28 protein-coding genes and 1 pseudogene are annotated in these 24,841 nt (G+C 69.4%); 16 read left to right on the plus strand and 13 right to left on the minus strand.

Annotation, left to right across the window (positions count from 1 at the left end):
• Window position 1: 1 nt before the first annotated feature.
• Complete coding sequence (locus tag GQF42_RS36185; protein ID WP_158926984.1) at window positions 2-433, plus strand: winged helix-turn-helix transcriptional regulator; 432 nt, start codon at window positions 2-4, stop codon at window positions 431-433.
• Between the two features lie 274 nt (window positions 434-707).
• On the opposite strand, the gene GQF42_RS46330 is transcribed toward GQF42_RS36185, so the two are convergent.
• Window positions 708-1,112, minus strand: a complete 405-nt coding sequence (locus tag GQF42_RS46330; RefSeq protein ID WP_407699538.1) for an SCO4402 family protein — start codon at window positions 1,110-1,112, stop codon at window positions 708-710.
• A gap of 362 nt (window positions 1,113-1,474) precedes the next feature.
• On the opposite strand from GQF42_RS46330, the gene GQF42_RS36195 reads away from it, so the two are divergent.
• A complete protein-coding gene (locus tag GQF42_RS36195; RefSeq protein WP_158926986.1) occupies window positions 1,475-1,987 on the plus strand; it encodes a hypothetical protein in 513 nt (170 codons plus the stop codon).
• Between the two features lie 148 nt (window positions 1,988-2,135).
• On the opposite strand, the gene GQF42_RS36200 is transcribed toward GQF42_RS36195, so the two are convergent.
• The 3 genes from GQF42_RS36200 to GQF42_RS36210 all read right to left on the minus strand — a co-directional run bounded on the left by GQF42_RS36200 (window position 2,136) and on the right by GQF42_RS36210 (window position 3,828).
• Window positions 2,136-2,381 carry a hypothetical protein gene (locus GQF42_RS36200; RefSeq protein ID WP_158926988.1) on the minus strand — a complete coding sequence of 82 codons (246 nt, stop codon included), beginning with the start codon at window positions 2,379-2,381 and terminating at the stop codon, window positions 2,136-2,138.
• 331 nt (window positions 2,382-2,712) lie between these two features.
• Entirely contained in the window at window positions 2,713-3,102 is a 390-nt protein-coding gene (locus GQF42_RS36205) for a hypothetical protein (protein WP_233273598.1), read from the minus strand.
• Window positions 3,103-3,141: 39 nt separating this feature from the next.
• A complete protein-coding gene (locus GQF42_RS36210; RefSeq protein ID WP_158926990.1) occupies window positions 3,142-3,828 on the minus strand; it encodes a TNT domain-containing protein in 687 nt (228 codons plus the stop codon).
• Window positions 3,829-4,197: 369 nt separating this feature from the next.
• Between GQF42_RS36210 and GQF42_RS36215 the strand changes: the two genes are divergently transcribed.
• The gene (locus GQF42_RS36215) at window positions 4,198-4,539 is read left to right on the plus strand and encodes a hypothetical protein (protein WP_158926992.1); all 342 of its coding nucleotides are present in this window, start codon (window positions 4,198-4,200) and stop codon (window positions 4,537-4,539) included.
• Window positions 4,540-4,996: 457 nt separating this feature from the next.
• Here the strand turns inward: GQF42_RS36215 and GQF42_RS36220 are convergent, their stop codons facing one another.
• Window positions 4,997-7,129 carry a protein kinase domain-containing protein gene (locus GQF42_RS36220; protein WP_158926994.1) on the minus strand — a complete coding sequence of 711 codons (2,133 nt, stop codon included), beginning with the start codon at window positions 7,127-7,129 and terminating at the stop codon, window positions 4,997-4,999.
• A 255-nt stretch (window positions 7,130-7,384) separates the two neighbouring features.
• Entirely contained in the window at window positions 7,385-7,660 is a 276-nt protein-coding gene (locus GQF42_RS46335; protein WP_233273861.1) for a hypothetical protein, read from the minus strand.
• Here GQF42_RS46335 and GQF42_RS46340 point away from each other — a divergent pair.
• Both GQF42_RS46340 and GQF42_RS36230 read left to right on the plus strand, forming a co-directional pair.
• A complete protein-coding gene (locus tag GQF42_RS46340; protein WP_233273830.1) occupies window positions 7,637-8,710 on the plus strand; it encodes an RICIN domain-containing protein in 1,074 nt (357 codons plus the stop codon). The two genes, GQF42_RS46335 and GQF42_RS46340, sit on opposite strands and share 24 nt — an antisense overlap.
• Before the next feature lie 37 nt (window positions 8,711-8,747).
• Window positions 8,748-9,431 carry a DUF4232 domain-containing protein gene (locus tag GQF42_RS36230; protein ID WP_158926996.1) on the plus strand — a complete coding sequence of 228 codons (684 nt, stop codon included), beginning with the start codon at window positions 8,748-8,750 and terminating at the stop codon, window positions 9,429-9,431.
• A 157-nt stretch (window positions 9,432-9,588) separates the two neighbouring features.
• On the opposite strand, the gene GQF42_RS36235 is transcribed toward GQF42_RS36230, so the two are convergent.
• Window positions 9,589-10,392, minus strand: a complete 804-nt coding sequence (locus GQF42_RS36235) for an SDR family NAD(P)-dependent oxidoreductase (protein WP_158926998.1) — start codon at window positions 10,390-10,392, stop codon at window positions 9,589-9,591.
• A gap of 125 nt (window positions 10,393-10,517) precedes the next feature.
• Here GQF42_RS36235 and GQF42_RS36240 point away from each other — a divergent pair, with 125 nt between their 5' ends.
• The gene (locus GQF42_RS36240) at window positions 10,518-11,426 is read left to right on the plus strand and encodes a LysR family transcriptional regulator (protein ID WP_158927000.1); all 909 of its coding nucleotides are present in this window, start codon (window positions 10,518-10,520) and stop codon (window positions 11,424-11,426) included.
• A gap of 3 nt (window positions 11,427-11,429) precedes the next feature.
• On the opposite strand, the gene GQF42_RS46345 is transcribed toward GQF42_RS36240, so the two are convergent.
• A complete protein-coding gene (locus tag GQF42_RS46345) occupies window positions 11,430-11,765 on the minus strand; it encodes a hypothetical protein (protein WP_233273599.1) in 336 nt (111 codons plus the stop codon).
• Here GQF42_RS46345 and GQF42_RS36245 point away from each other — a divergent pair.
• Window positions 11,740-12,042: an FAD-dependent oxidoreductase gene (locus GQF42_RS36245; RefSeq protein WP_407699514.1), complete on the plus strand. Its 303-nt coding sequence runs from the start codon at window positions 11,740-11,742 to the stop codon at window positions 12,040-12,042. The two genes, GQF42_RS46345 and GQF42_RS36245, sit on opposite strands and share 26 nt — an antisense overlap.
• A gap of 1,176 nt (window positions 12,043-13,218) precedes the next feature.
• On the opposite strand, the gene GQF42_RS36250 is transcribed toward GQF42_RS36245, so the two are convergent.
• On the minus strand, window positions 13,219-13,644 hold the full coding sequence (locus GQF42_RS36250; RefSeq protein WP_158927003.1) for an organic hydroperoxide resistance protein: 426 nt from the start codon (window positions 13,642-13,644) through the stop codon (window positions 13,219-13,221).
• Window positions 13,645-13,945: 301 nt separating this feature from the next.
• Here GQF42_RS36250 and GQF42_RS36255 point away from each other — a divergent pair, with 301 nt between their 5' ends.
• Window positions 13,946-14,944 (plus strand): helix-turn-helix transcriptional regulator, encoded by a 999-nt coding sequence (locus GQF42_RS36255; RefSeq protein ID WP_158927004.1) that lies wholly within the window; start codon window positions 13,946-13,948, stop codon window positions 14,942-14,944.
• Between the two features lie 347 nt (window positions 14,945-15,291).
• On the opposite strand, the gene GQF42_RS36260 is transcribed toward GQF42_RS36255, so the two are convergent.
• Both GQF42_RS36260 and GQF42_RS36265 read right to left on the minus strand, forming a co-directional pair.
• Window positions 15,292-16,197, minus strand: coding sequence for a helix-turn-helix domain-containing protein (locus GQF42_RS36260; RefSeq protein WP_158927005.1), 906 nt, complete (start codon window positions 16,195-16,197; stop codon window positions 15,292-15,294).
• Window positions 16,198-16,310: 113 nt separating this feature from the next.
• Entirely contained in the window at window positions 16,311-16,820 is a 510-nt protein-coding gene (locus GQF42_RS36265; RefSeq protein WP_158927006.1) for an SRPBCC family protein, read from the minus strand.
• Between the two features lie 275 nt (window positions 16,821-17,095).
• Between GQF42_RS36265 and GQF42_RS47360 the strand changes: the two genes are divergently transcribed.
• The 4 genes from GQF42_RS47360 to GQF42_RS47820 all read left to right on the plus strand — a co-directional run bounded on the left by GQF42_RS47360 (window position 17,096) and on the right by GQF42_RS47820 (window position 18,939).
• On the plus strand, window positions 17,096-17,686 hold the full coding sequence (locus GQF42_RS47360; RefSeq protein WP_325100379.1) for a hypothetical protein: 591 nt from the start codon (window positions 17,096-17,098) through the stop codon (window positions 17,684-17,686).
• Window positions 17,602-18,039, plus strand: a complete 438-nt coding sequence (locus GQF42_RS47365) for a hypothetical protein (protein WP_325100380.1) — start codon at window positions 17,602-17,604, stop codon at window positions 18,037-18,039. Before GQF42_RS47360 ends, GQF42_RS47365 begins: the two co-directional genes overlap by 85 nt.
• Window positions 18,040-18,261: 222 nt before the next feature.
• Window positions 18,262-18,426: a hypothetical protein gene (locus GQF42_RS36275; protein WP_233273600.1), complete on the plus strand. Its 165-nt coding sequence runs from the start codon at window positions 18,262-18,264 to the stop codon at window positions 18,424-18,426.
• A 93-nt stretch (window positions 18,427-18,519) separates the two neighbouring features.
• Window positions 18,520-18,939, plus strand: coding sequence for an IS3 family transposase (locus GQF42_RS47820; RefSeq protein ID WP_158927007.1), 420 nt, complete (start codon window positions 18,520-18,522; stop codon window positions 18,937-18,939).
• Between the two features lie 56 nt (window positions 18,940-18,995).
• Here GQF42_RS47820 and GQF42_RS36290 read toward each other — a convergent pair whose 3' ends face one another.
• On the minus strand, window positions 18,996-19,409 hold the full coding sequence (locus tag GQF42_RS36290; RefSeq protein WP_158927010.1) for a hypothetical protein: 414 nt from the start codon (window positions 19,407-19,409) through the stop codon (window positions 18,996-18,998).
• A 224-nt stretch (window positions 19,410-19,633) separates the two neighbouring features.
• Here GQF42_RS36290 and GQF42_RS36295 point away from each other — a divergent pair, with 224 nt between their 5' ends.
• From GQF42_RS36295 to GQF42_RS46350, 3 genes are all read left to right on the plus strand, one after another.
• The gene (locus GQF42_RS36295; RefSeq protein WP_158927012.1) at window positions 19,634-21,451 is read left to right on the plus strand and encodes a hydroxysqualene dehydroxylase; all 1,818 of its coding nucleotides are present in this window, start codon (window positions 19,634-19,636) and stop codon (window positions 21,449-21,451) included.
• 178 nt (window positions 21,452-21,629) lie between these two features.
• Window positions 21,630-22,202 (plus strand): HutD/Ves family protein, encoded by a 573-nt coding sequence (locus GQF42_RS36300; RefSeq protein WP_158927014.1) that lies wholly within the window; start codon window positions 21,630-21,632, stop codon window positions 22,200-22,202.
• A 112-nt stretch (window positions 22,203-22,314) separates the two neighbouring features.
• Window positions 22,315-22,533, plus strand: a complete 219-nt coding sequence (locus tag GQF42_RS46350) for a hypothetical protein (RefSeq protein WP_233273601.1) — start codon at window positions 22,315-22,317, stop codon at window positions 22,531-22,533.
• A gap of 208 nt (window positions 22,534-22,741) precedes the next feature.
• On the opposite strand, the pseudogene GQF42_RS47825 reads toward GQF42_RS46350, so the two are convergent.
• Window positions 22,742-23,161 (minus strand): annotated as a pseudogene (locus GQF42_RS47825) (hypothetical protein); the annotation flags it as partial.
• On the opposite strand from GQF42_RS47825, the gene GQF42_RS36310 reads away from it, so the two are divergent.
• Window positions 23,160-24,773, plus strand: coding sequence for an RICIN domain-containing protein (locus GQF42_RS36310; protein WP_158930994.1), 1,614 nt, complete (start codon window positions 23,160-23,162; stop codon window positions 24,771-24,773). The pseudogene GQF42_RS47825 and the gene GQF42_RS36310 sit on opposite strands and share 2 nt — an antisense overlap.
• Window positions 24,774-24,841 lie beyond the last annotated feature (68 nt).

A 24,841-nucleotide genomic window follows, 5' to 3' on the forward strand; every position in this document is an offset into this window, starting at 1 on the left:
CGTGTCAGTGACGCACACCGAGGTAACCGCTGAACCCGCTGAACCCGCTGAACTCGAACCCTGCGGACAGCGGGACCACCCCGACTGCGGGATCCGCGACGTCCTCGACCGGGTCGGTGACAAGTGGTCGGTTCTCGTCATCGTCGAGCTCGCCAACGGCCCGCGGCGCTTCCGGCAACTTCAGCGCGACATCGATGGGATCTCCCAGCGCATGCTCACCCTTACGGTGCGCCGGCTGGAGCGAGACGGCCTGGTCCTTCGGACCGTGTATCCGACCGTGCCGGCCCAGGTCGACTACCGGCTCACCGAGACGGGCGCGAGCCTGACACACCTCGTCAAGGCACTTGCCGACTGGTCACTCGAACACCGGGCCCACATCGCCCGCGCCCGTGAGACCTACGACAGCGAGCACCCCGACAACGAGATCCGCTGATCAGCGAAAGGGTCTGCTGATGGCACCTGGACGTTCATGTCGTTTCTCACCGAGGACGGCAGCAGGTTGATCGCGTGCACTGGCGTGCGGCGGACCCAGGTCTGAACCCGAGCCGACGACAGTCAGCCACGGTGGTGGGCACACCGACGGGCCGGGCGCGCGTATGTCTCGTGGCCCCCCCGACCTGGCTCAGCCACGCTGCTTGTGCCGTCGACCGGAGCCAGACATGACGACCGACCCGTGACAACGGTGCTGGAGCCCTCAGCTTGGGAAGCTAGGGGCGTTTACGAGAGGTTGCCGAACCGACCTGTGGCGATGCCGTGTCGGAGCCTGAATCTCCGCCTGCCTGTTTCCCACTGTTCCCCGTGGTTTCCCGCACGATCTGGCATGGGTCTGGCACGGCCGCCTCGTCGAGCAGCAGGGCAAGTTCCCTTAGGTCGTTCGCGACCATGACTTGAGCAAGGCGTCCGGCGATGGCCACGACCTCTGGCCAGACGGAGGCCTGGAGATACTCCGCGTCGGTGTCGTTGGGCGCCTCGGCCGCCGCGGCGTTAAGCGCGGCACCGAGCTCTCTCATCAGGACGACCTCTTCGTCACTTCGGAGGCTGACGCCGAGGTACCGCTCTGGGTCGTCGGCGTCGCAGAAGTCGTCGAAGAGTGTATGGAAGACATGGTCCAGGTCTTCGAACGCCGACGGGTCGAGTCACACGTCCCGCTGCCATGGTGGATTGGCCAGGGCCAACACAACGGGTACGACGTGGACTCGGTGGTTCGCTATGAGTCGGGCGGCTTCGCTCACGAGTCCGAGCGTAGCGACCGCAGCGGGTGGAGGCGCCGGTGCTCTCGGAGCACCGCTTTAGGAGTTCGATCCGGAGTCCGGGGGCTCGGTGATGCTGACCGTCTTCCCAGCCGCGTAGAGACGCTTGCGTGCGTCCCTGTCTGGTGTCGTTGATGTCAAGCATGGATGTCAGCGGGCCGTTGACCAGAGCCGCTGACGGGTTCTGGGGCCAGCAACAGCGGCCAGCCGCTAGGGTCGCGCGCATGGGTGCCACGACTGCCGCCATGGTCACTGCCGTCGTTGGAGTGCTCGGCACGCTCCTGGCGCCTGTGATCACGACTTGGACGACGAAGCGCCAGCGGGCGGAAGAGAGGCAGGCTGAGGAGGGAAGACGGGTCTTTGAGGAGCGGCGCGCTGGGTACAGCGCTATGAATCGCGCGTCCCGTCACTTTCACACCGTGCTGAAAGACGCCCTCCATCGCATGCGAGACGGTGTCTACACCGACGACGACCGCGCCCAGGTCGAGGAGGCGCGGCGGGACTACCGGGATCGCTACGCCGAGGCTCAGATGATCGTCCCCGAAGCGGTACTCAGGGCATCTCGCGAGTTGAACGTCGTCCTGGCCGCGATCGACGCTACTGCCAAGCGCATTGATCGGGGTCTGGCTCGGGAAGGGGAGAGCGCGGATCAGGCGCTCATCGACCTGAAAGCGGCAGAACCCGCACTGACTGCCATGCGCCGGATCATGCGTGAGGACCTGGGCGTGTCCGACTGACCCCGTCTTGTCTACGGACCGCTTTGTCCCGAAGCAACCTGGTTGGGCGCTCTTCCTGGGGCTGTTGTGCTCGTCACCTGGGCTGATGGCCCGTATGCGTCCGCGCACGTCCACCGATGTACGTCGGCTTTGTCACGCAGTTAGACATTCACCCCGCCGCTCCTGAAGGCCCGGCTTCTACCGCAGAGATCTGGCGCGCCAACTCCTCGACGACCTGGGGGACGACGCGTTGGGCGACCTCGTCTTGCAGCGCTTCAGTAAGTGCCTGATGGACTGCTTCGAACGGCTGCCCCGCATGTGAAGCGCGGGTTCGGTTAACCGCCCGCTCGATCTTCGCGAGGTGGGCTGCCACGATCGGCATCGCCTTCTCGTACTCGCTGGGGTCCACGGCCATGGGCTCAGCCGATCAGCACCGGCCGATCGGGTCAAGGCCGGTGCGCGCCGGGCCCTCAGCTTGGGAAGCTCAGGTGATCCGGGGCCGATCGCTCTGCTGACCTGGGGTGGAGCGGTGTCGGTGTCCGGCCGACCGCTGGCTCAGTCCCCGGTATTCCCCGCTGTTCCCCGCCCGACCTGGCACGGATCTGGCACGTCCAGCGTCGGCACCAGATGTAGCCTCAAGAGGTCTCGTCCTCTTCCTCCGAGCCGAAGCTCTCCGGCAGGTCCATCATGGAAGCCCGCTGGCCTGGCCATGGCTCGTGCTCCGCCGCTTCTCGACGGCTCAGGATTCAACCGTCGTCAGCCGCCCCACGGCGACGATCGAAGTCTTCCCACGCCTGCCGTTGGATCTCCTCGGTGTCCGCAAGGAGTTCTTCCAGGGGTTGCGCCGGCCCTGAGGGGGGAGAGGACAACTGGATGAGCGTGTCGTAGAGGTATGCGCATGCCTCGGTCTCGGTGGCGAAACGCCGTATGACGCTGTCCTGAGAGCGTTGGCGCAGCCCTACGGTCCAGCCGTCGGCTTCACGACACAGGAAGTAGTAGGCGTCCAGTTGGATGGGCACATCGTGGACGCCAGGGATGTCGTAGAACGCCTCTGGAACGTCCGCCTCGCGGAGCCTTTCAACGAGTTCTGCGCTGTCCACCGGGTCTGTCCCATCGTCTGCCTCAGGGGTGGCCACCGACCACGTGGATCCGTGGCCACCCCGGGCCTGGTTACGTCAGCTCACATGCACTTCTTCCAGTTTGTGCGCGGTGATGAGTGTGGGGATCGTCTGTGTCGTCACGTACTGGAGGCCCAGGCCGGGCTGGCCGAACCAGGGCCTGATCGGGCCGGCGTCGACGGTGAACGGCTGCAGGACCCGGTAGAGGTGGTAGCTGAACGGGTATGTGTTGACGTAGGTGTCGAGATTGCTCGGCGGGATGGCGCGCTTGGCGTACGGCGTGCCTGCGGGGGCGAGGAAGTTACCGAAGCCGCTGCCGAAGAGGTCGACCAGCTGGCCCTTGTGCAGCGTCGCGGAGTGCTTCACCGGCTGTCCGTTCTTCAGCACGAAGCCGTTGTTGTCGGGATACCACCAGCCCGACTTCCCCGTCTGGGGATCCGTCTGCCAGTAGCATCCGAGGAACCAGTAGGCGGAGGTGTCGTCCGTGCGGTGATAGCCCCTCAGCATCTTGCCGAGGGCGCCGGTCCCGGGGAGGTAAGTCGGCCCCAGCCGCCAGTCGTTGAGGTAGTAGCGCTGGTACGCCGTCGTCGGCGCGGAGTTGTTCCCGCGGCTACGGTGCGTCGTCGGGCAGTGGGCTTCGTTCCCCGCCCGGAGGTGGTCTGCGTGGGCCGTGGCCGGTGAGATGCCGACCAGCAGGAGGAGCGATGCGAGGACGCTCCCCACGAAAGCGCGCAGTACGCGCATCCGGTCTCCTTTTCTCTTCCGGCGCCAACAGGCGCCGCGTGGGGGCGGTCGGTCGGCTCCGGTGACCGGCTGACCGCCTCATCGTGTTACAGGGCCCAGTTCACGCGCGGCATATGCCTGAGAGAGGAAGGAGCCGCAGATAGTCACCCGAACCGATGAGCCGAATTCCTCGGATGGTCGAAGACCGGGGGCGATGCAACGGGTGGGGCAGGGCGCGAGCGCCATCTGATCCGTAGCTCTCGCGAGATCGGTCACGGACGGTCTACAGGTCGCGCTTCGGCTGCGCGGGGGGACGCTACGGGGTGGGACCGGTTGCCGTGGTTGCTGTATCCGGCTGCTGTACAGCAGGATCCTGGTGGGGGTGGCGGCGTGGAGCGGAAACTAGTTGAACGGCTGTTCGTTGGTGCCGACGAGGCGTCCGTGGCCGCTCTGGCTGCGCTCCGCTGCGGCGGTTCCCACGTGGTCTGGGAGGGGACTACGGCTTCTGAGTCGCTCGCCTTGATCTACGGACGCCGACTGCGGCATGCGCGCCGCCGGGGAATCGAGACCAAGAACCTGGCATGTGCCGTGGAACTGCTCGGCCGGCATCAACAGCTGGTTCGCCTGGGGCAGATCAGGGCCACCGATAGCTCCTGGACGTTCATGCTGTTCCTGACCGAAGACGGCGGGAGGCTGATCGCGTGCACCGGCGTTCGGCGGACCCACGTCTGAACCACAGCCGACGAAAGTCAGCCACGATGGCGGGTGCGCCGACCGACCAGGCGCGCGTATGTCTCGCTGTACCCCCACCGGGCTCAGACACGCTGCTGATGCCGTCGACCAGAGCAAGCCGCGACAGCCGGTGCGTGACCACGGCGCCGGAGCCCTCAGCTTGGGAAGCGACGGCGCTTGGATGGCGGCACGGCTTCTGACCTGCGGGTACGCCGCCGGGGTGCAGTTTGAAGGGCTGGTTTCGCACCGCTGTTTACCGTGGTTGGCCGCCTTATGGGCACGCTTTGGGCACGCATCCACACGGCGGCACTGCGCGGGGGCCGGACCGCTGCGCTGCGGTGGGACACCTGCGGGTGTGGGATGGTCCCGACATATCGGCTTGCAGATGCACACCTATATGGGGGCGTAGGCGGTCTGCGGGATGATCCGCACGGTGCGCGGCGGTTGCCTCGGCCGGTCAGGTGGGCCTGTTCGGGCTACGGGAGAAGGCCGTGTCGCCGGCCAGCGCCACGATCGCGTCCTTGACGAGCAGCACGCGCGGCGGGTATTCCTGCGCCTTGTCTCCGGGGGCGTCCAGCGCGGAGGTGCGCCAGACCTCTGCTCCGGTTCGGCTGTCCAGTGCCAGCAGACGGCCGAAACGGTTGGAGAAGTAGACCCGCTTGTACGTCGCTGACACCGCGGGCGCGGACAGACTCTCCATGTCCGTCGTCTTCTGCCAGAGTTGTCTGCCGCTGTGGGCCGACACCGCGGTGACCGTCCCGTCGGACCGGACGAAGTAGACGACGTCGTCCACGAGGGCGGCCGTGCCGGTCAGCGGATGCGCCAGCGGTATCCGTCTGACCTGTCCGGTGTCCGGGGCCACTTGCAGCAGCGCGTTGTACGGCCGTTCGTACCCGGCTTCGTACACGTCCTTCGCGGTCTGGGGGGCGAGGAACAGGGGTTGCCCGCCGACTGCGCCGAGCGCTTCCGCCTTCTTGGGCAGCGTGGCGGTTGTGGTCAGGCTGCCGGGGCCGAGTTTCATCAGCTCGACCGGGGCCTGGCCGGGCTCGGTGCCGGCTGAGCACAGCGCGTAGGGGACGCCTCCCAGCGCCGACGGAGTGCAGACCTCGTTCAGAGAGGGCGCCCGCCACAGTTCCTTGCCGGACGGCCCGTAGGCCATGAACGACGAGTAGTCGGGGGACATGGTCAGCAGTCCGCCGTCGTACAGGACCGCGTCCTGGGACCTGTTGATGTCGCGTTGCCACCGCCGGTGCCCGGTAGCGGCGTCGAGGGCCACCACGCGCCGGGTCTTGTCGTCCGGTTCCTCGTACATGTAGACCAGCCCGTCGCGGACGCCGATCGGCTGCGCCCCCTGAGGGCGGGTGCCGGTCCGCCACCGGATGCGGCCGGAGGCCGCGTCGATCCTGGCGGCCGTGAAGCCCGTACCGCCACAGAACAGGGCACTTCCCTCCGTCACGCATCCAGGGCTGTCGTAGTCGAGAGGAACACCCTTCACGTCGGACTGCAGCGCCGTGCGCCACGGCCGCCAGCCGTCGGGCAGTGACGCGGCACGGGCGGAGGCGGTGGTGGCGTCCGGACCGGACACCAAGACGCCCACCCCGATACCCAGCCCCGTGAGGGCCAGCGCCGCGCCGAGGCCGGTGAGCAGCAGCCGGGCTCGGCGTCGCTTGCCGGTGCCGGTGTCGGTCGTGGCGCCCGCGGAGGTGGCGGTCGCGTTCCGAGAAGTGGGGTGGCGCCGGAGGTGCGCGGACTGCCCGGTCGTCGGGGACCCGGTGGTGTCGGATTCCAGCAGCGTCTGGAGCATGCGATGTACGTCCGTCACTTCCGGCCGTGCGGTCGGATCCTTGTCCAGGCAGCGCTCGACAATGTCCAGAAGCGCTTCGGGTACCCCGCCGAGGTCCGGGGTCCCGTGCACCACCTGATAGCCGGTTATGTACGGGCTGTCGGCATCGAACGGTCCTGTGCCGACGGCCGCGAACACCAGCAGCGACCCCAGCGAGAACACGTCCGAGGCCGGGGTGACCTTTCGGGGAGAGGCCAGTTGTTCCGGCGACATGAAGGCCGGAGTGCCGATGATTCGCCCGGTCGTGGTGAGGTTCTGGTTGTCGGAAGCGCGCGATATGCCGAAGTCGATGACGCGCGGCCCGTCCTCGGTCATCAGGACGTTGCCCGGTTTGAGGTCCCGGTGCACCAGGCCCACCCGGTGGATGTCGCGCAGCGCCTCGGTGAGCCCAAGCCCGAGTGCGCGCAGGTGCCGCTGGCTCAACGGACCGTCCTTCTCCACGACTTCGGAAAGGGTGAACCCCGGCACGTAGAGCGTCGCCATCCACGGCCGTTCGGCGTCCGGGTCGGCGTCCACGACGGGCGTAGTGAAGGCTCCGCTCACTCTGCGCGCTGCCGCGATCTCCTGCCGGAAACGCGTCCGGAACTCCTCCTCCTGGGCATACGGCCCGTGCACGAGCTTGACTGCGACCTGCCGTCCCGAGGCGGAGACCCCCAGATAGACGACTCCCATGCCGCCCGCCCCGAGCCGACCCAGAAGGGTGTACCCGCCTATGGACTCCGGGTCCCCGGTGCTCAGGGGCGTCATCGCCGATCATCCTTCCCAGCGCCGGCCTGCTTCACGAGGATCAGAGTAGGGCCCGCCGCCCCGGAAACGGAGCCGCGCATCGGTGTGCCCCTGAACCGTGCGATGGGTCATCCGTCCTGCCGGGAACTCAACTCCTGGCAGTCCAAGCCGATGTCAGTGTCGAGGTTGGACACCCCGATCGGACGGGGCCGTCGTCCCTGCCACGGTGGGTGTCGCGGTCGCCGTGGCCGTCATCGTGGCACTGTTGCCACAGAGTCACTCCTCCACGACGGCCGCCCCCGGGCCGGACACGTCGGCGACCGTGACGGACAACCCGGCCTCAACGCGCAGCAGTTCACAGAAGGCGCCGACGTCCTCCCCGTCGCAGGTGGACCAGTCGGCGAAACAGTCGCCGAGTGCGGCGGCAACGAAGGACCCCACCACGCAGGGTTCCGGGACACCGGACCTCCGCACGCCGAGTGCTCCGCCGAGCTCACGTCGGGAACCACCGGCGCCTGCGTCAAGGCCCTGCAACTCCTCCTCGACGGCCATGGCCTCTACGTCCCGGTCAGCGGGGACTTCGACGTCCCGACCGTCGCCGCGGTCAGGGCCTTCCAGACCGAGGCCGGCCTCACCGTCGACGGCAAGGCCGGCGCGCAGACCAAGAAGCCCCTGTACGCCCTGCCCCGCGGAACCGTCCAGGCCGGCTCGGTCACGGTGACCGAGAGCGTCAACGCCGCCTCGGTCGCCCGGTGTCTCGACAACCGCGGCTCGGACGTCCAGGTGTGGGGGTGCAACGGCACGGACGCCCAGAACTGGGCCCTGTACCGTGTGGCCGGCCAGGGCACTCGGTACCGCGCCGTGAATCGGGGCAGCCATCTCTACCTGGACGCCGGCACCGGCACGACCGGCCAGAACGGCCAGGAGATACAGGCCACGAGCTGCGACGGGCTGAGCGCCCGGACGTGGCAGCTGGGCGGCGGCGGAACGCTGGTCAGCGTCCCGGACGGCTTCTGTCTGGATGCGGAAGCCTCCACCTCCGGGCCGGACGGCCAGCGGGTCCAGGGCTGGGGATGCGCGGGCAGCGTGACCAGGTGTGGCACTGGTCCTGACGGCCCGGCCGAGGGGTGGACACGACGTCGTCCCTCTCCTCACAGTCGCGTCATGGCGGGGGCAGGCCCGCCCGTGTGGATCGTGATGGGAGGCTTCCTCAGCTCGGCAGCCGACACCGGCGCTCAGCTGCTGGTCCGACTCGGCCCCGGGCGGCGCCCCGCAGTGCCGGCCCCCCTGCCGACGGATCTTTGCTCAGTTCGGCCGGTCTGCCGGTACTCCTCCACGGAAGTCCGGTGGCTTGCTCCCCTACGCCCTCCGGCAGGACGCAAAAACCGGCGAGAAAGGCCGGGTGGTTACGCGGTCGACTTCACCGCGTGTGCCTTCAGGGCCCAGCAGCCGTTGCGATGGGCCCGCTCTGTCCGTGTTTCTCCGCTTTCCCGTAACGGCGTGTCAACTCGCTTGTCACAGCGGTGTCTTGGTGCAACTTTGACGGCAACGCATGGCCCGGCGCCGGCCTCCTATGAAACAACCGAAGCCGCTAAGCCGTAGCGAGCGGCCGATACGACACCGCTTCCCAGGAGTACCGATGCGCGTCAAGAAGATGCCCGCCCTCGCCCTCATCGTCGCTGCTGCCGGCCTCTCGCTGACCGCGTGCGGCAGCGGCGACGGATCGAGCGCTTCTGCCAACACGAGCGCGTCCACCACCGCGAGCGGCTCCTCCACCGGCGGTGGCTCCTCCACCGGCGGCCAGGGCTCGACCTCGGGTTCCTCCTCGTCCGGTTCCAGCGGTCCCAGCGGCTCCAGCAAGGGCAGTGAGCTCTCCGCCAAGACCCAGACCTCGACGTCGAGTTCCATGTGCAAGACCGACCATCTCGCCTTCAGCGCCTCCGCCAGCGGGACCAAGAACGAGATAGTCGTCAACCTGAAGAACACCGGTTCCGGCAAGTGCAGCATGCACGGCTTCCCGGGTGTCCAGCTCGTGGGCCCCGATGGACTGGGCGACACCGGGCCCGACGCCGCCCGCACCGACGCCTCGGCGTCCACCGTCACCATCGGGCCCGGCGAGGAGACCCGCTTCCTGGTCCGCTACATCCCGGACACCAGCGGCTCCGGCAAGAAGTACACCCGGCTCTCCGTCACCCCGCCCAACGAGAAGGTCTCGGAGATCGTGAATCTCAACGGTCTCGCCTTCACCATCGCCGCGTCCAGTGGCAACGCTCCGGACGTCTACGTCGACCCGGTCGGCTACCACGTCGGCTCCGGCAAGTAAGCCCAGCAGCCTTTTACGGAGGCGTACCTGCCGGCCTGTGCCGTGCCGTTGGAGATCGTCGGAGCGCGTCGTGCGGACGCCAACCTGGCCATGCGCGACAGCGACGGGCAGGTCCTGGCCCGCATGAACGCCCACCACTGACAGTCGGCGCTCCCGCTCAGCCGAACGCAGCCAGGGAGACCGGCTGCCACTGGCGCCAGGTGCTCAGACGCTCCTCGTAGAGAGCGGCGACGTCGGTGAAGGACTTGCCGAGGAAGATCCTCAGCGGAGGCCGCTCCGCATCGACGATCCGAAGAATCGCTTCGCGGGTCGCGCGCGGGTCGCCCACCTCGAAATCCTGCGCGGTGGCCGCGTGGACCTCGGTGTAGTCCGGGTGCCGCGCACTGTGCCGTGCCCCGCGAGCCAGCCAGTCGGTGGCATAGGGGCCGGGCTCGACGTTGGTGATGTGGATGCCGAAGGCCGCCACTTCCTGCGCCAGGGACTCCGACAGCCCTTCAAGAGCCCATTTGGAGGCGTGGTACGCGCCGATGCCGGGGAATGCACGTACGCCTCCCTCGCTGGTCACCTGCAGGATCCTTCCCGAGCGTTGCGACCGCATGAGAGGCAGCACGGCCTGCGTGACCCACACCGCGCCGAAGAAGTTGGTCTCCACCTGAGCCCGGAGGCCGTCCTCGTCCAGCTCCTCGACCATGCCGAAATGCCCGTAGCCGGCGTTGTTGACCGCGATATCCAGCGAACCGAAATGCGAGTGGGCGAGCTGCACCGCCTCATGCACCGCGGCGCGGTCGGTGACGTCGAGCCTGACCGGCAGTACCGCGTCCCCGTACCGCTCGGCCAATGAGGTCAGCAGGCTGATGTCCCGAGCCGTCGCCGCGACGTGATCGCCGCGTTCGAGCGCCGCTTCTGCCCACTCGCGGCCGAACCCCCTCGAACTGCCCGTGATGAACCACGTCTTCGCCATGACCGGTGCTCCCTGTGCGCGGATTGCTTGCTGTTGCTCCTCCACCGTGCCGCCGATACAGGTATTCCACCAGCGAAGCCCTTTCATGGAAGACATGCGTTTTCGGAATGCGTCAGGATGGCCGCATGGCCGACTTCACCCTCACCGGTCTCCGAGTCGTCCAGACAGTGGTCGACACCGGATCGTTCACCGCCGCGGCCGACGCACTCGGGTACACGCAGTCAGCGGTGTCCCGTCAGGTGGCGGCGATGGAAGCCGCCGCGGGCGCCCCACTGTTCGTCCGGGGCGCACGCGGGGTGGCCCCCTCTCCCGCGGGCATGCTGCTCGCCCGCCGAGCCGCGACGGCCCTCAACGAGATCGACGCCGTCAGCACAGACCTCGCCGGACTGCAGGACCACGTCACCGGACGAGTCGCCATCGCGGCGTTCCCCTCGGCCGCCGCCGTGCTCGTCCCCAGGGCACTGGCTCGCCTGGGAAACGACCACCCGGGTCTGATCGTCGACTTCGGCGAGGCGTCCTCGCCCACGCAGCTTCGCCAGCTCCGCGCTCACCGCATCGACGTCGCGGTGATCGGCGTGGGGCCGGACCTGCCCGCATACGATTTCCAGGGCCTGTCCCGGGACCTGCTCCTAGACGGCGGTCTCCTGCTCGCCGTCCCCGAGCACCACCGGTTCGCCGGCCGCGGGCCCGTCCCGGTGACCGAACTGAGGGACGAACCCTGGATCGTCGGCAAGGGCCTGCGCGGCGACCCCCAGTTCGGCGCCTGGCCAACCATCGAGAACCCGCGGATCGCCTATGCCGCCCGCGAATGGCCCACCCGCCTGGGCCTTGTTGCCGCCCGCCTGGGCATCGCCGTACTTCCCGAAGTGGCCGCCGCCGCGATCCCCACCGGCGTCCGCACGGTCCGCGTCGACGACCCCGCCTGGCTCGGCCGAGCCGTCGTGGCCGTCACGGTCCGCGACCGCTCTCCCGAAGTGACGGCCACCGTGGAGGCACTGCGCCACGAGGCCGCACAGCTTCGTGCGGCGCCATGACGTTCAATCCTGATGGGAGTGAGCAGTCTTGTGCAGCAGGTGTCTGTCCAGGCTGGTGTAGTACGGGTCCTGTCGGCACATTGCCCGTAAAGTCGAGGCCAGTTCGTCGATGACGTCTTCGTCCGTCACGCCGCGCCACTCCTGGTAGGCGTGGTCGAGGCAGGTGCGCGCGCTGGGGAGATCCCGGCGTGCCGAAGAGGCGTGGAACCGGGCGGCGGTCAGCCACAGCCGGGCGGAGAGGGCGTGGTCCGCGGCGATACGGGCGACGACGGCGCGTACCTCGATCCAGTGCGTGGCCTCGGTGGGCCGCCCCTTGTTCGCCCTGCCCGTCCCCCACACCTGGGAACCCACCCCCGGCGTCACCCTGCTGGGCGACGCCGCCCACCTGATGTCCCCCTTCTTCTCCGGCATGGGCGCCAACCTCGCCATGCGCGACGGCGCCGACCTCGCCCAGGCCCTCACCGAACACGCCACTGCCGACGACGCCGTCACCGCCTACGAGGAGATCCTCATCCCCCGCTCCGTCGAAGCGGCCGAGGGAGCCGCCGAAGGCGTCGACGGCGCCTTCGCCCCCGACAGCGCCGAGCAGACCCTCGCCCACATGACCGCCCACTGATCGTCAGGAGCAGGAACAACTGACCGAAGGCGCCTGGAGGCGCTGTACGCCCCCAGGCGCCCTCAGCCGTTCGAGGACCTCCCCGCTGGTCCGGTCTCTTGAACAGCCCCGCCCGCAGTTTCGGGCTCGCCGGGGACCGCCGAGCAGGGTGACGGTGTGGTCGAAGGGGGAGATGCTCCCGGGCCTCGGCGGAGTCTGGAGCAGCTGGAGCAGCTTCGCCGGGTCCGTGGTCAGCTGGTCCAGGGCCTTCCAGTCGAGGTCCTTCGGCCCGAACTGCCAGTCGGGCCGGCGCCCCTTTCTTGTACGCCTTGCCGTCGTTGACGACGTAGCAGTCCATGGACTGCGGGAGGTACGAGTCGCCGACCGTCAGGTGCATCTTCCAGTGCTTCCCCGAGGAGACCGACCTGGTGGCGGCCACCGTGGAGATGCCTGCCTGACAGCGCGTTCGCCGGGCGGACCAGTCGTCGGTTCAGGTGGACCCTCACGCACACCAGGCCGTCACCAACTCGTCGCATCAGATCAGTCGGTCCCGGGGCTGATCAATCCGGGCGGCACAACGGAAGCCGCCCGGAATGCCGCCGCCGGTGCCGGGGCGGTTACCCGGGGCGTGGTCGTCCGGTTCGCCGGCCGGGACTCCCTGTGATCCGCTCCTAAAGCGCAGCGCGACATTCAGGCCAAGGCTTCGCGGTGGGCGGTCTACCGCCGCCGACCGCGGTCCGCCACTGCCTCAGCGGGACGGTCGAGGTTCGGCTCTTCTTCCCCCATGCGCGGCATGCGCAAGATCAGGGTGTCGAACGCCCCTGCACCGTGATAGGTGGTGAGGGTGACCGTTGGGCTCTCGTCCCCTGTGTACCTTGCCCAGTCCACTCTGGGGTCCTGGCTGGCGGAGTCCGGGAACGTCGGGTGCCGCGGTGCGGGCGGAGGCTGGGGTGAGCCGGGGGCGTAGGCCGGGTACGGCGGTATTCCTGTACTGCGCTGTCTGCCCTGCTGGGCCGTGGCTTGTTCCGCGACGCCGCTCGTGAAGCCGGGGTTGCCGGGCGGCCCGACGGGGAGAGTCCCGCCGGCCGAACAGCCCCCCGGCTGTCGTGGCCAACGGGCATGGTGGGCACGGCTGTCGCCACCACGCGGTGACGACAGCCGCTGAGTCTCTTCGGGGCATCAGCCGCCCGAAGTCCCTTAGTGGACCGTGGCCGTGAGGGTCACCTCGATGTTGCCCCGGGTGGCGTTGGAGTACGGGCACACTTCATGGGTGGCCTTCATCAACTGGTCGGCGGTGGACTGCTCCAGGCCCGGCAGGTGCGCGGTCAGCGACACGGCCAGGGTGAAACCGCCGGCCTCCCGTGCCAGCAGACCCACCTTCGACTGCACGGTCGAGGCCGACAGTTCGACCCCTTGCCCGCGCGCGATCAGGCGCAGTCCGTTGTGGAAGCAGGCGGCGTATCCGGCGGCGAAGAGCTGCTCCGGGTTGGTCTTGTCGCCGCCGGGGCCGCCCATCTCCTTCGGGACCGCCAGGACTTCGTCCAGGACGCCGTCGAGGGACCGGACTTCGCCATTGCGACCGTCACCGGTCGACAGGGCCTCGGTGGTGTACAGCGCAGACATGTTGTTTCCCTTTCGTGAGACGCGGTCCGGCCGGTACGCCGGACATCGCGTCCGGGACGTGGTGGGCGGGGATGCCGTGGCCAAGTGAGTCGGGCCGAGCCGAAGCCGGGCCCCGCAGGCGGCGAAGTCGCCGTACCGGGTTCCGGGCCGGTGGCGCCGGTCGCCCACCCCCCTCCCGAGTTCCGTTGCGGGGCGGACCTGCGTCCTGCTCGTGGGCTCCGAGTGTGCTGGCGCCGGCCGCTCGCAGCCTGCCCCTGCCAGGGGCAGGCTGCCTGGCGTCCTGGTGCTCGATACTCGGCGCATGGACAAGAAGCCGCGGTTGGGGGAGTTCCTCAAGACCCGCCGGTCGCAGTTGCAGCCGGCAGACGTAGGACTCCCGGATTTCGGAGAACGCCGTCGCGTGCCGGGTCTGCGCCGCGACGAGCTGGCACAGCTCGCCGGGGTGGGCCTGTCCTACTACACGCGGCTGGAGCAGGGGCTCTCGCTCAACGCCTCACCGGAGGTGCTGGACGCGCTGGCTCGTGCCCTCGGGCTGGACGAGGTGGAGCGGGCCCATCTGCACGACCTGGCCCGCGCCTCGCGCCGCACCGGTATGCGGCGCAGGCCCGTGCCGGAGCGGGCGGGCGACACGACCCAGCAGCTGCTCGGCGCGTTCGGCGACGCACCCGCGGTCGTGCTCGGGCGCCGCAGCGACGTACTGGCCTGGAACCGCACGGGACACGCCCTGTTCGCCGGGCATCTGGACCCGCACATCCCCGATCAGCCCGACCGGCGCCCGAACACGGCCCGGCTGGTCTTCCTGGACGCACACACCCGGGACCTCTACGACGTGGACTGGCCGAAGAAGGCCAGGGACGTGGTGGGAAAGCTGCGGCTCGCCGTCGGGCAGCATCCGGACGACCCGCGGCTGGCCGCGCTGATCGGTGAACTGGCCATGAGGAGTGCGGAGTTCGCCACGATGTGGTCCGAACACCGAGTCAGGAAGTGGGACCTTGCGACGTACCGCATGCACCATCCGCTCGTAGGCCGCATGCAGCTCAACCTCCAGACCCTGAACGTCCCGCAGGAGGAGGGCCAGCGCATAGTCGTGGCGACCGCCGATGCCGGCACCACGTCAGCGGCAGCGCTGTGCCTCCTCGCCCAGGCCGGTGTTCCGACTTCCCTCCCGGCCGCGCGGCAGGCGGGACGCACCGAGACTCCGGGATCCCCACGGGACGGGGCGGACAGCCGGAGCCAGGCGCCTGTTGCGGAAGCGATGACCGCGCCGCGCCATCCAACGAGACCACCACGCGCTTGGTAGCGATCCTGGCCAAGTGCGTCCACGAGATGTCCGCCGACCGCTCGGACTGCCCGCCGGCGTTTACGACGGCTTGACGATGCCGTGCAGTATCGAGGACAGGTCCCAGGTCGGCCCGCCGCCCGTCTTCAGCGCGTCGCACCGCTCCGGCGTCTTGACCACCCGCGCGGCGAGATGTCGCGCGGCGAGCGCCGTAGCGGTCCAGCGCCGAGACCCGCCGGCCGCCGGGGACGACGACCGGTTGCCGCGGCCGCTCCGCCTCGGGCACGCGAAAGACGCGCGTGCCGTGGCCTGGGCAAGGGGGTGGGTGAGACAGGAGGGCGGAGAAGGGGAGGGGTGCCGGGAGCCCGCTACTCGGGCAGCGGCACCGCGCGGGATTCCTCGATGGCCGGCTCGGAGCGGTCCGGGCTGGTGGCCGCGGTGTGGACCAGGAGGGTCATCGCGGCCCGCGATGGCGAGCCGGCCTCGGTGGTCGCGATGACGACGTGCTGGTCCTGTTCGGTACGCAGGGCCTGCTGGGTGACGGTCATGGCGCCGACCAGCGAGTGGCGCATCTGGTAGAGCGCCGTGTCGCCGGCCTTGACCCGGTGGTCGGCCCACAGGCCCGCGAACTCGGCGCTGTGCACTGACAGCTCTCCGACCAGCGCGGCCAGCGCCGGGTCGTTCGGGAACCGACCGGAGGCCAGGCGCAGCGTCCCGACCACGGCCCGGGCCTTGGCCTGCCAGTCTTCGTACAGTTCGCGGGTGTGCCCGTCCAGGAATACCAGGCGGGCCATGTTCGGCCGCTGCCCGGGGCGGTTGGGGCCGCCCGTGTCCACATGTCCGGCGAACAGCGCGTGTCCGGCGCGGTTCCACGCCAAGACGTCGCTGTGCCGGCCGAGCACGAGGGCCGGGACGTCCGCCAGGGTGTCCAGCAGCTGCCGCACCGCCGGGCCTGCCTTCTCCGGTGCCGGTCGGCGTCCGGTCGGCTGTGTCTTCGCGCCGTCGGCCAGGGCGTGCAGGTGCCGGCGCTCGGCGTCGTTCAGACGCAGGGCCTGGGCGATCGCGCCCAGGACCTGCGGGGAGGCGTTGGACGACAGGCCCTGTTCCAGCCGGGAGTAGTACGAGGCGCTGACCCCGGCCAGCAGTGCGAGTTCCTCGCGCCGCAGCCCCGGGACCCGGCGCTGATCGCCGAACACCCGCAGGCCGATGTCTTCCGGTCGCAGCTGTGCGCGGCGGGTCTGCAGGAACTCGCCGAGCTGTCGTCGTCTGTCCATGGCCCCAAGCATGGGCAGCCGTCGGGCAGCCGACCACTCCCTGCCAGTGTCAGGCACCGCCGCCTGGTCGGATCCTCGTGGACGCGCCGGCGGCGGAGTGGCCGGCCCGGTGTTCATGGCCGGTGTTCTTCGGCGATCCACTGGGCGAGAGAGAGCAGGGTGAGGTCGACGCTGTCGGTCATGAAGTCGCGCAGGCGGTCCAGGTCGGCGCGGTCGGTGCCGAGTACCGGGTCGAGGCGCAGCAGTCGCCAGGACTGCTCGACGACGGTTCCGCGCCCCGCTGGGTGGAAGGTCCAGCTCCAGTGCACGATGCCGTCGGCGGCGCCGCCGACCACGAACGCGAACGCGGTGCCGGGGACGGCCGTCACGATCTGGGACCGGGTGGTCCATTGCTTGCCGTCGCGGTGGTTCGTGCCGCTGAACCAGGCGCCGGTCTCGGGTCCGGCGCCGGGGTCGAAGGCGACGTCGCTCGCCGTCGGGCTCCACCGGCCGATTGCGGAGACGTTGCTGACCAGGCCGTAGACCCGGTCGGGTGCGGCATCGACCCACACCCGGCGGGTGAAGGCGAACTCCGACGCGTCCAGGGCTTCGAAGGGGTCGGATTCTCTGACGCTGGTGCTCAAAGGGTCCTCCTGGGGGCTGGGCCGTGTTGCGGATCGCCGGTGCGGCGACGTCCATTCCAGCGCCGGCCCCACCGGGCGGCGAGCCCCCGCGGTGCGTATCCCCGCCAGTGAGTGGTTGCGCCTTCCACCCCGACCGAATACTCGGAGCAGTCCCTGCGGGGGACGGCCCGGTAGCGGCCGCTGCCTGCCGTGGCCCCTGGCGCCCGGGGCGGGACCCATCCATTTCCTGTGCGTCGGCATCGGGCCGCCGCATGCCCGGAACCTGTGAAGGAACCATGTTCACCAAGCTCTCCAAGATCGCCGTGTCGGTCGCCGCTGTGGCCACCGGTCTGGTCGCGACCATCGGCGCGACCGAGGCGTCGGCCGCGTCCGCCCCGCTGGGCCACCCGCGGACCGCCGTGCACTTCAACCTGGCCGCGGGCCAGACACCTGAGAACATCGCCCTGGCCCCCAACGGCAACCAGTACGTCACCTTCGCCAAGGCCCGCCAGGTCGCCGAGGTCACCCGCGGCGGCGCCGTCCGGATCCTTGCCACCATGCCCCTGCCGGCCGACGGCGGCGTGCACACCCCGGCGCTGGGCTTCCCGCTGACCGTGGGCATCACCCGGGACCACGACGGGACCCTGTACTTCCTGTACGCCACCGGCACCACCGACCTCACCGCGGCGGCCGGCCCGAGCGGATCGCCGCGCTGCCCGCGAACAGCCTGCCCAACGGCCTGGCCCTGGACGCTCGCACCCACACCCTCTACATCACCGACTCCGAGGGCGCCGTCTGGAGCGTGCCCGCCGCCGGCGGCACCGCCACCGCTTGGTCCACCGACCCCGCACTGGCCCCGGCCGGATTCCTCGGTGCCAACGGCCTGAAGGTCCACAACGGCGCGATCTGGGCCACCAACCTGGACAAGGGCACCATCGCGCGCATCCCGATCCTCCCCGACGGGACCGCCGGCCCGGCCCAGATCACCGCCACCGGCCTGACCGGCATCGACGACTTCGCCTTCACCGGCCACGGCGACCAGATCCTGGCCGTCCTCGACACCGTCGACCAGGTCGCCCTCGTTCAGCCCGATGGCACCCACACCACCGTCCTGACCGCCGCCGACGGGCTGCAGGGCCCGACCTCCATCGCCCTGCGCGGCGACACGGCCTACATCATGAGCGCCGCCTACCTCACCGGAAAGGACCCGAACGAGATCACGGTCCACCTCAACGACTGACACCCCGCGCACGACCGCGCTCCAAGAAACCCACCCAAGACGGAGCAAGGGCAACAAGGGCGGACGCCGCCCGTTCGTCACGGCAGCGACGGCCGTCTTACCACAGGACGGGTATAGGCCGACTGACCTTCCCCTCGTAGCGTGGAGACCCTGACTGCAGGGGAAGTTGAGGGTCATGGCAGGCAAGGGGCGGAAGTTCGATGCGGAGTTCCGTGAGGGGCTGTGCGGATCGTCGCCGAGACCGGCAAGCCGATCGCGCAGGTCGCGCAGGTCGCGCAGGCCCTCGTGCGGCTGCGGCGGGAGAACGCGCGGCTGAAGAAGGACAGCAAGGAGCTGGCCATGGAGCGTGATGTGCTCGAACGCTGCATGGTCTTGTGGGTGAAGTAGCTGTGGCGGACCCGGCGGTGCTCGTCGGGGTGATCAGCGACCAGAAGACCGTGCACAGCGTTCCGTACCGCACCTCCTGCCGGGCCCCGGGGCGTGTCGGAGGCGTGGTTCTGCAAGTGGCGCCGCCGGGCGTCCGAGCCGACGAAACGCGAGACCAGACGCGCAGAGCCGGCCGAGCGGATCAGTCACTTCTTCGACCGCTCCGGCCGGACGTACGGCTCGCCGAGGATCACAGTGGACTTGTGGGAGGAGGGCTGGCAGGTGTCACAGAACACCGTCGCCGAGATCATGGCCGAACTCGGCCTGCAGGGCCGCAAGCCGCCTCGCCGACGCCGCTCGCTCACCCGCCCCGGCAAGCGGAAGACTGCCCCTGACCTGGTGCGACGCAAACTCGAGGCTCATCCTGCCTCAGCACCGAACAGGCCCGTGAGCTGCATGGATGACATTCTCGGCAGGCGCAGTCGTCGAAACGTCCTTCGCCTGGTTCCTGCGCAGCCGACGCCTGGTCCGTGACTACGAACGGCGCACCGACACCAGCGAGACCGTCATCCTGTGGTCGATGACCATGCTTATGAGCCGCCGCCTGGCCGCCCAGCGCCGGCAGCGTCCTGCTCCGGCGCGGGCAGCATGAACCTGCCCGGCTTCTCCTCCACCAGCCAGCCCCGTTCCACCAGCCGTTTCAACCGGGCCCTCGCTCCCTCGACGCGGGAGGCGGAGGCGCTGTCCCAGCCCAGCACCACCGTTGCCCGCCGGGCACCCAGCCCATCGGCTCCCGCCTCCAAGGCGGCAGCCATCAACGCCTGGTAGTCCACCGACAGCACCTCGGTGTCGGCCGCGTCCTTGCGGTGAGGCACCGCCCGGCGCGGACGCACCGGCTTCCTCTGCGACACCCCTCCGCCCACCACGGCGGGCGCCTCCTCCTCAGCCGGCGCCTCCGGATACTGCTCCAGCCCGATCACCCGGCGTCTGAGCACCTCTTCCACCTCAGGGCTTGCCCGCCGAACAGGTCCCGTAGATCGAGTGCCTGCTGCCGGCGGCCCGAGACGACCTCACCGCCTCCTGCGACCTTCCGGCGCCCCTGCACCAACCGACGCTGTCATCAAGGCACTTGGCATGCATGTCCGTTTCCCGCGAGATCGTGAGGATGCTGTGCAGGACGGGAAACAGGCTTCCGGGCTCCCGGAACCCTCTCTACCCTCCCGGAATCATGGCGACAGACCACGCGCAGCAGCCCCGGCCGACCGCCGGACATTCCCGCAGACGCTTCCTCACGGCCGCCGGTGGCGCGGTCGGCGCGACCGTGTTACGGCCCGCGGCGCGAGCAGCCGCGGCCACGCCCTCCCGCCGGAGCGTCGCCGTCCTCGGCGGCGGCGTCTCCGGGCTCAGCGCCGCCCACGAACTCGCCGAACGCGGATACGCCGTCACCGTCTACGAGTACTACGACATCCTCGGCGGCAAGGCCCGCTCGATGGACGTCCCCGGCACAGCCGCCGGCGGCCGCAAGCCGCTGCCCGGCGAACACGGCTTCCGCTTCTTCCCCGGCTTCTACCGCAACCTGCCGGACACGATGCGCCGCATCCCCTTCCCCGGCAACGCCGGCGGCGTCCACGGCAACCTCCGCAACGCCACAGAGGAGTTGTTCGCCCGCGGCTCGGGCCGCCCCGACCTGCACTTCCCGCTGCGCAGGATCACGACCCAGCCGGCGCCCGGCGACATCACCCCGTCCTGGATCCGCGACCAGATCCTGTCCGTCCTGGATGTGGGCACCCGGCTGCCCGCCCACGAGGTTGCCTACTTCGCGGACCGCCTCCTGGTCCATCTCACCAGTTGCGACGCCCGCCGCGAGGACCAGTGGGAGAAGGTCGCGTGGTGGGACTTCATCCGTGCGGGAGAGATGAGCACGGAGTACCAGACCCTCCTCGGCATCGGGCAGACCCGTAACCTCGTCGCCACCCGCGCCGAGGTGGCGTCGACCAGGACGGTCGGCCGCGTCATCATCGAAGCCCTGATCCTGTGGGGCCTGCTCGGCCGTGGGATGGACGGCGACGCCGACATCGACCGCGTCCTGAACGCTCCCACCAGCGAGGCCTGGATCGACCCCTGGGAGGCGCATCTGCGCTCGCTCGGCGTCGACTTCGTGACCGGCACGCAGGTGCTGGAGGTCGGGTACGAGGGCGGGCGGGTGACCGGCGTCCGCGTCGCGGCCCGTGACGGCGGCCACGAGCGCACGGTCACCGCCGACCACTACGTCTCCGCCATGCCCGTCGAACACGCTCGCGTCACCTGGGGCAGGGCCCTGCGCGCCGCCGACCCGCAGCTCGGCCGGTGCGACGCGCTGAAGACGGACTGGATGACCGGCGTGATGTTCTACCTGCGCACGCCCACACCCGTCGTACACGGCCACATCAACTGCCTCGACTCACCCTGGTCGGTGACGGCCGTGGGCCAGGCGCAGTTCTGGGACGTCCGGGACTTCTCCCGTGACTACGGCGACGGGCGGGCCCACGACTGCCTCTCCGCGATCATTTCGGAGTGGGACAAGCCCGGCATCCTGTACGGCAAGACGGCCAAGGAGTGCACCCGGGACGAGATCGTCGCCGAGCTGTGGGCGCAGCTGAAGGACGGGCTGAACGACGCGGGCAAGACCACGCTCAGGGACGAGGACCGCCTCGGCTGGTTCATGGACCCGGCGGTGACGGGCCTGGGCGGCCCCGACCCGCACAATCGCGAACAGCTCCTCATCCACCCGACGGGCACGCTCCACCATCGCCCCTCGGCGCAGACGACGATCCCGAACTTCTTCCTCGCGGGCGACTACATCCGCACCGACGTCGACCTTGCGACCATGGAAGGCGCCAACGAGTCCGCACGACGAGCCGTCAACGCCCTGCTCGACGCGGACCGTTCGGATGCCGAGCGGTGCCGTGTGTGGGAACTGTACCGGCCGCCGGAGATGGAGCCCCTGAAGCGGATCGACGAGCTGCGCTACAGGCTGGGTCTGCCGAACACCTTCGACCTGGGGTGAGCCCGACCGGCCTCCCTCCGTTCCGGCTCCTGTGAGGCGTTGGGGGCGTCGCGTACAGTGCGGTGTCGAGGGCCTCACGGTCCGGGTTCGCAGCCCGACCCGCGCGGTCCTCTCGTCTTGTCCGCCGCGGGGCCGGGAGGAACGGGCTCCGCGGCCGTCCCAGACGGAAGGAAAGCGCATGGCACTGCAGGTTCTGCGGGCGCAGGACAGAACTCCCGCGCCGTGGAAGAACGGCGGGGGTGTCACCTCCGAGGTCGCGGCCCGTCCCGAGGGGGCACGGACCGACGATTTCGTCTGGCGTGTCAGCATTGCCGATGTCGCGCAGAGCGGACCGTTCTCGGTCTTCGAGGGTGTGGACAGGATCATCACCGTCGTCGACGGTCCCGGCATGGCCCTGACGGTCGACGGCGCCCGGCATGTGATGGCCGTCCCGTACGAGCCGTTCGCCTTCGCCGGTGACTCCGACACGCAGTGCGAGCTGCTCGGCGGCCCGATCGTCGACTTCAACGTCATGGTGCGGCGCGCCGGTGCGTCGGCGCGGGTCCGGATCGTGCGCGATCACGTCGCGGTGCGGCCGGAAGCCGGAACGTGCGTGCTGACAGTGGTCCTTGAAGGGACGGCCGCCCTCGGTCGGACGTCCGTCCGCCTCGATCACCTGGACGCCGCGCTGTTCGCCACGGGGGACGCCGAGGACATCGACGTCGACGGGGTTCTCGCACTGGTCACCGTCGCGGACCCCGACTCCGACTGACCCGGCGCCTTCGGAGTGCGGGCGGCTTGCCGCTCACTCACGAGGCGGCCGGCCGCCGTGGGGGTGCGCGGGGAGCTCTTCGAAGCGGCTGCCTGCCCTGGCGAGGCGCCGGGTGAGCGAGAAGCCGCTGCTGCCGCGCGAGATCGACGACAAGCTGGTGCCGCCGGTTTGGGTCGCCGTGCTGGACGCCGCGTGGAAGCAGATGGCCGAGCGCTTGGAGGAGGCCGGCGCTGAAGTTCCCCCCGCGAACTGGACAGCGGGTGTTTACGCTGCCGGGACGAGGTTCTGCCTGAGCAAGGATCTCGTTTCGAGCGGGGTGACGTACCCGTAGTCGGGATGCCGACGGAGCCGGCTGCGGTTGTACTCGACCTCGACGTAGCGGAAAACGTCGGCCCGGGGGCCTCGCGGGTCTCCCACATGGTCGTCCCGATCTCTGCTTTCAGGATGGCGAACCAGCTTTCCGCAGCGGCATTCTCGTAACAAGAGCCGACGCGCCCCAGCGACTGCCTCATGCGCAACCTGCGTATTTCGCTGCGGAATTCGTCACTCGTGTACTCACTGCTGCGATCCGTATGCATGACGCAACCCTGCTCCAGGCCGCCACGCCCGGCCGCCATCCGCAAGGCGGCGACCGGCAGCCCGGCGCGGTGGTGGTCGGCCATCGCCCAGCCGACCACCTCCCGCGTCGCGAGAGACTCTGCGGATCTTCGCGGCAACCTTTTCGGCCTCTGGGGCCACTCAGTGTTGCCCGGCCAAGTGGTCCGGTCACATGCACGGCTGAAAGAGAGCGCAGACATGCCCCTTGAACGAGAGCACAGACATGTCCCCAGCCCACCCACGTCATCGGTGGCATCCCGCGCCGGCGGCCGCCGTGCCGACGGCCGCGCCCGCGGTGGTCGCCCGAAGCATCGTGGCCGTCGGTTGCTCGCGCATCGGGGTTTCTGGGCGGGCCTCGTCATGGTGGTCGTGGCCGGCTCCGCCGTTGTGGTCAGCCAGGCTTCGGCGCAGCAAACCCTGGATCTGAAGAAGTGGTACGTGCTGGTCAACCGCAACAGCGGCAGGGTGCTGGACGACCGCGGCTTCGCCACGAACGACGGCGCGGCGGTGGTGCAGTGGGCGCGCCACGGCGGGGCCAACCAGCAGTGGCGGTTCATCGACGCGGGTGACGGCTACTACCGGCTGCAGAACCGGAACTCCGGCAAGGTGCTGGACGACCTCGGCTGGTCGAAGAGCGCCGGCTCCGCCATCGTGCAGTGGAAAGCCCTGAACGGCACCAACCAGCAGTTCGAACTGGCCAAGTCGCCGGACGGCTATGTGCGTTTGGTCAATCGCTTCAGTGGCATGGCCGTCGAGGTCCACAACGCCACCAAGGCTGATGGGGGCGACGTCGTCCAGGATCGCGACCGGGGCGGCGCCGATCAGCAGTGGCAACTCGTCCCGGCCGGGAGCATCGGCACGCAGCCGTCGCCTCCCGCGCCCGGTGACGGCAGCTCGACGACACGTTTCATGGGCAGCAGCACGGTGCTCATCGGCGGCTCGATGACTGACGCCTCGGCGACCGCCGCGCCGTTCGACGTGCGCTACGCCTATGTGCACAGCCGGCCCGCGCCCTCGTCGGCCGCCTATTCGGCAGCGCGCTGCCAGGACGCGTGGTCGAACTGGTGGGGCTGCTGGGGCGGCCCCACCACCGCGCCCGGCAACTACGTGACCTGGTCGGACGCCCATGCGGCCCAGGCGACCTACCAGGGCAGGCCGCGCCCGCAGAAGTATCTGTGGACTTGGTACTCACTGCGCGACCTCGGAGATCTGGCAGGCGAGGGCGACGGCCCGGGCGAGGTCAAGGCCATCAACAGGCTCGACCTGCTCACCCGGTACATGAACGACTACCGTTTCTTCCTCCAGAAGATCGGCACGTCGCACGACGCGATCGACCTTGAGCCCGACTTCTGGGGCTACGTCCGGTCGCTCGGCGATCCGCACCAGGTTGCCGCACAGGTCTCGGCCGCCAACCCGACCGATTGCGGACCGCAGGAGAACAGCGCCGCCGGACTCAGCCGCTGCCTGATATCGATGGCGCGCAAGTACGCGCCGAACACCGCCGTGGGGCTCCACCTCACCTGCTGGGACTGGCAGACCAACACACCGGCATGCGTCAAGGACTACGCAAAGCTCGGGGCCGAGAACGCCGACTTCCTGGTCACCGATGTGTCGGACCGCGACGCAGGCTGGTACGCACAGCCGGCCCACGGCGGCAGTGACCACTTCTGGACCGACCAGAAGGCCGCCGCCGCACTGAAGTTCTACAAGACGATGGCCGAGTCCGTGGGCAAGCCGGTGGTCCTGTGGCAGATCCCCGTGGGCAACATGGCGCAGAACAACACTCTCAACCATTACAAGGACGACAAGGTGGACTGGTTCTTCGCGCACATGGACCAGGTCGCGAACGCCCATGTCGCCGGCCTGCTCTTCGGTCCAGGGCAGCAGGAACAGACAACGGCCGAGTCCGACGGCGGAAACCTGATCCGCAAGACGATCGGCTATCACAACTCGGGCGGCACAGCGCTCAAGTAGGCGAAGGTACGAATGCGCCCCCATCTCTCCGATGGGGGCGCATTCGTCATCTTCGTCGGGCTCAGCGG

This window comes from Streptomyces broussonetiae, from assembly GCF_009796285.1.
GTDB lineage: Bacteria > Actinomycetota > Actinomycetes > Streptomycetales > Streptomycetaceae > Streptomyces > Streptomyces broussonetiae.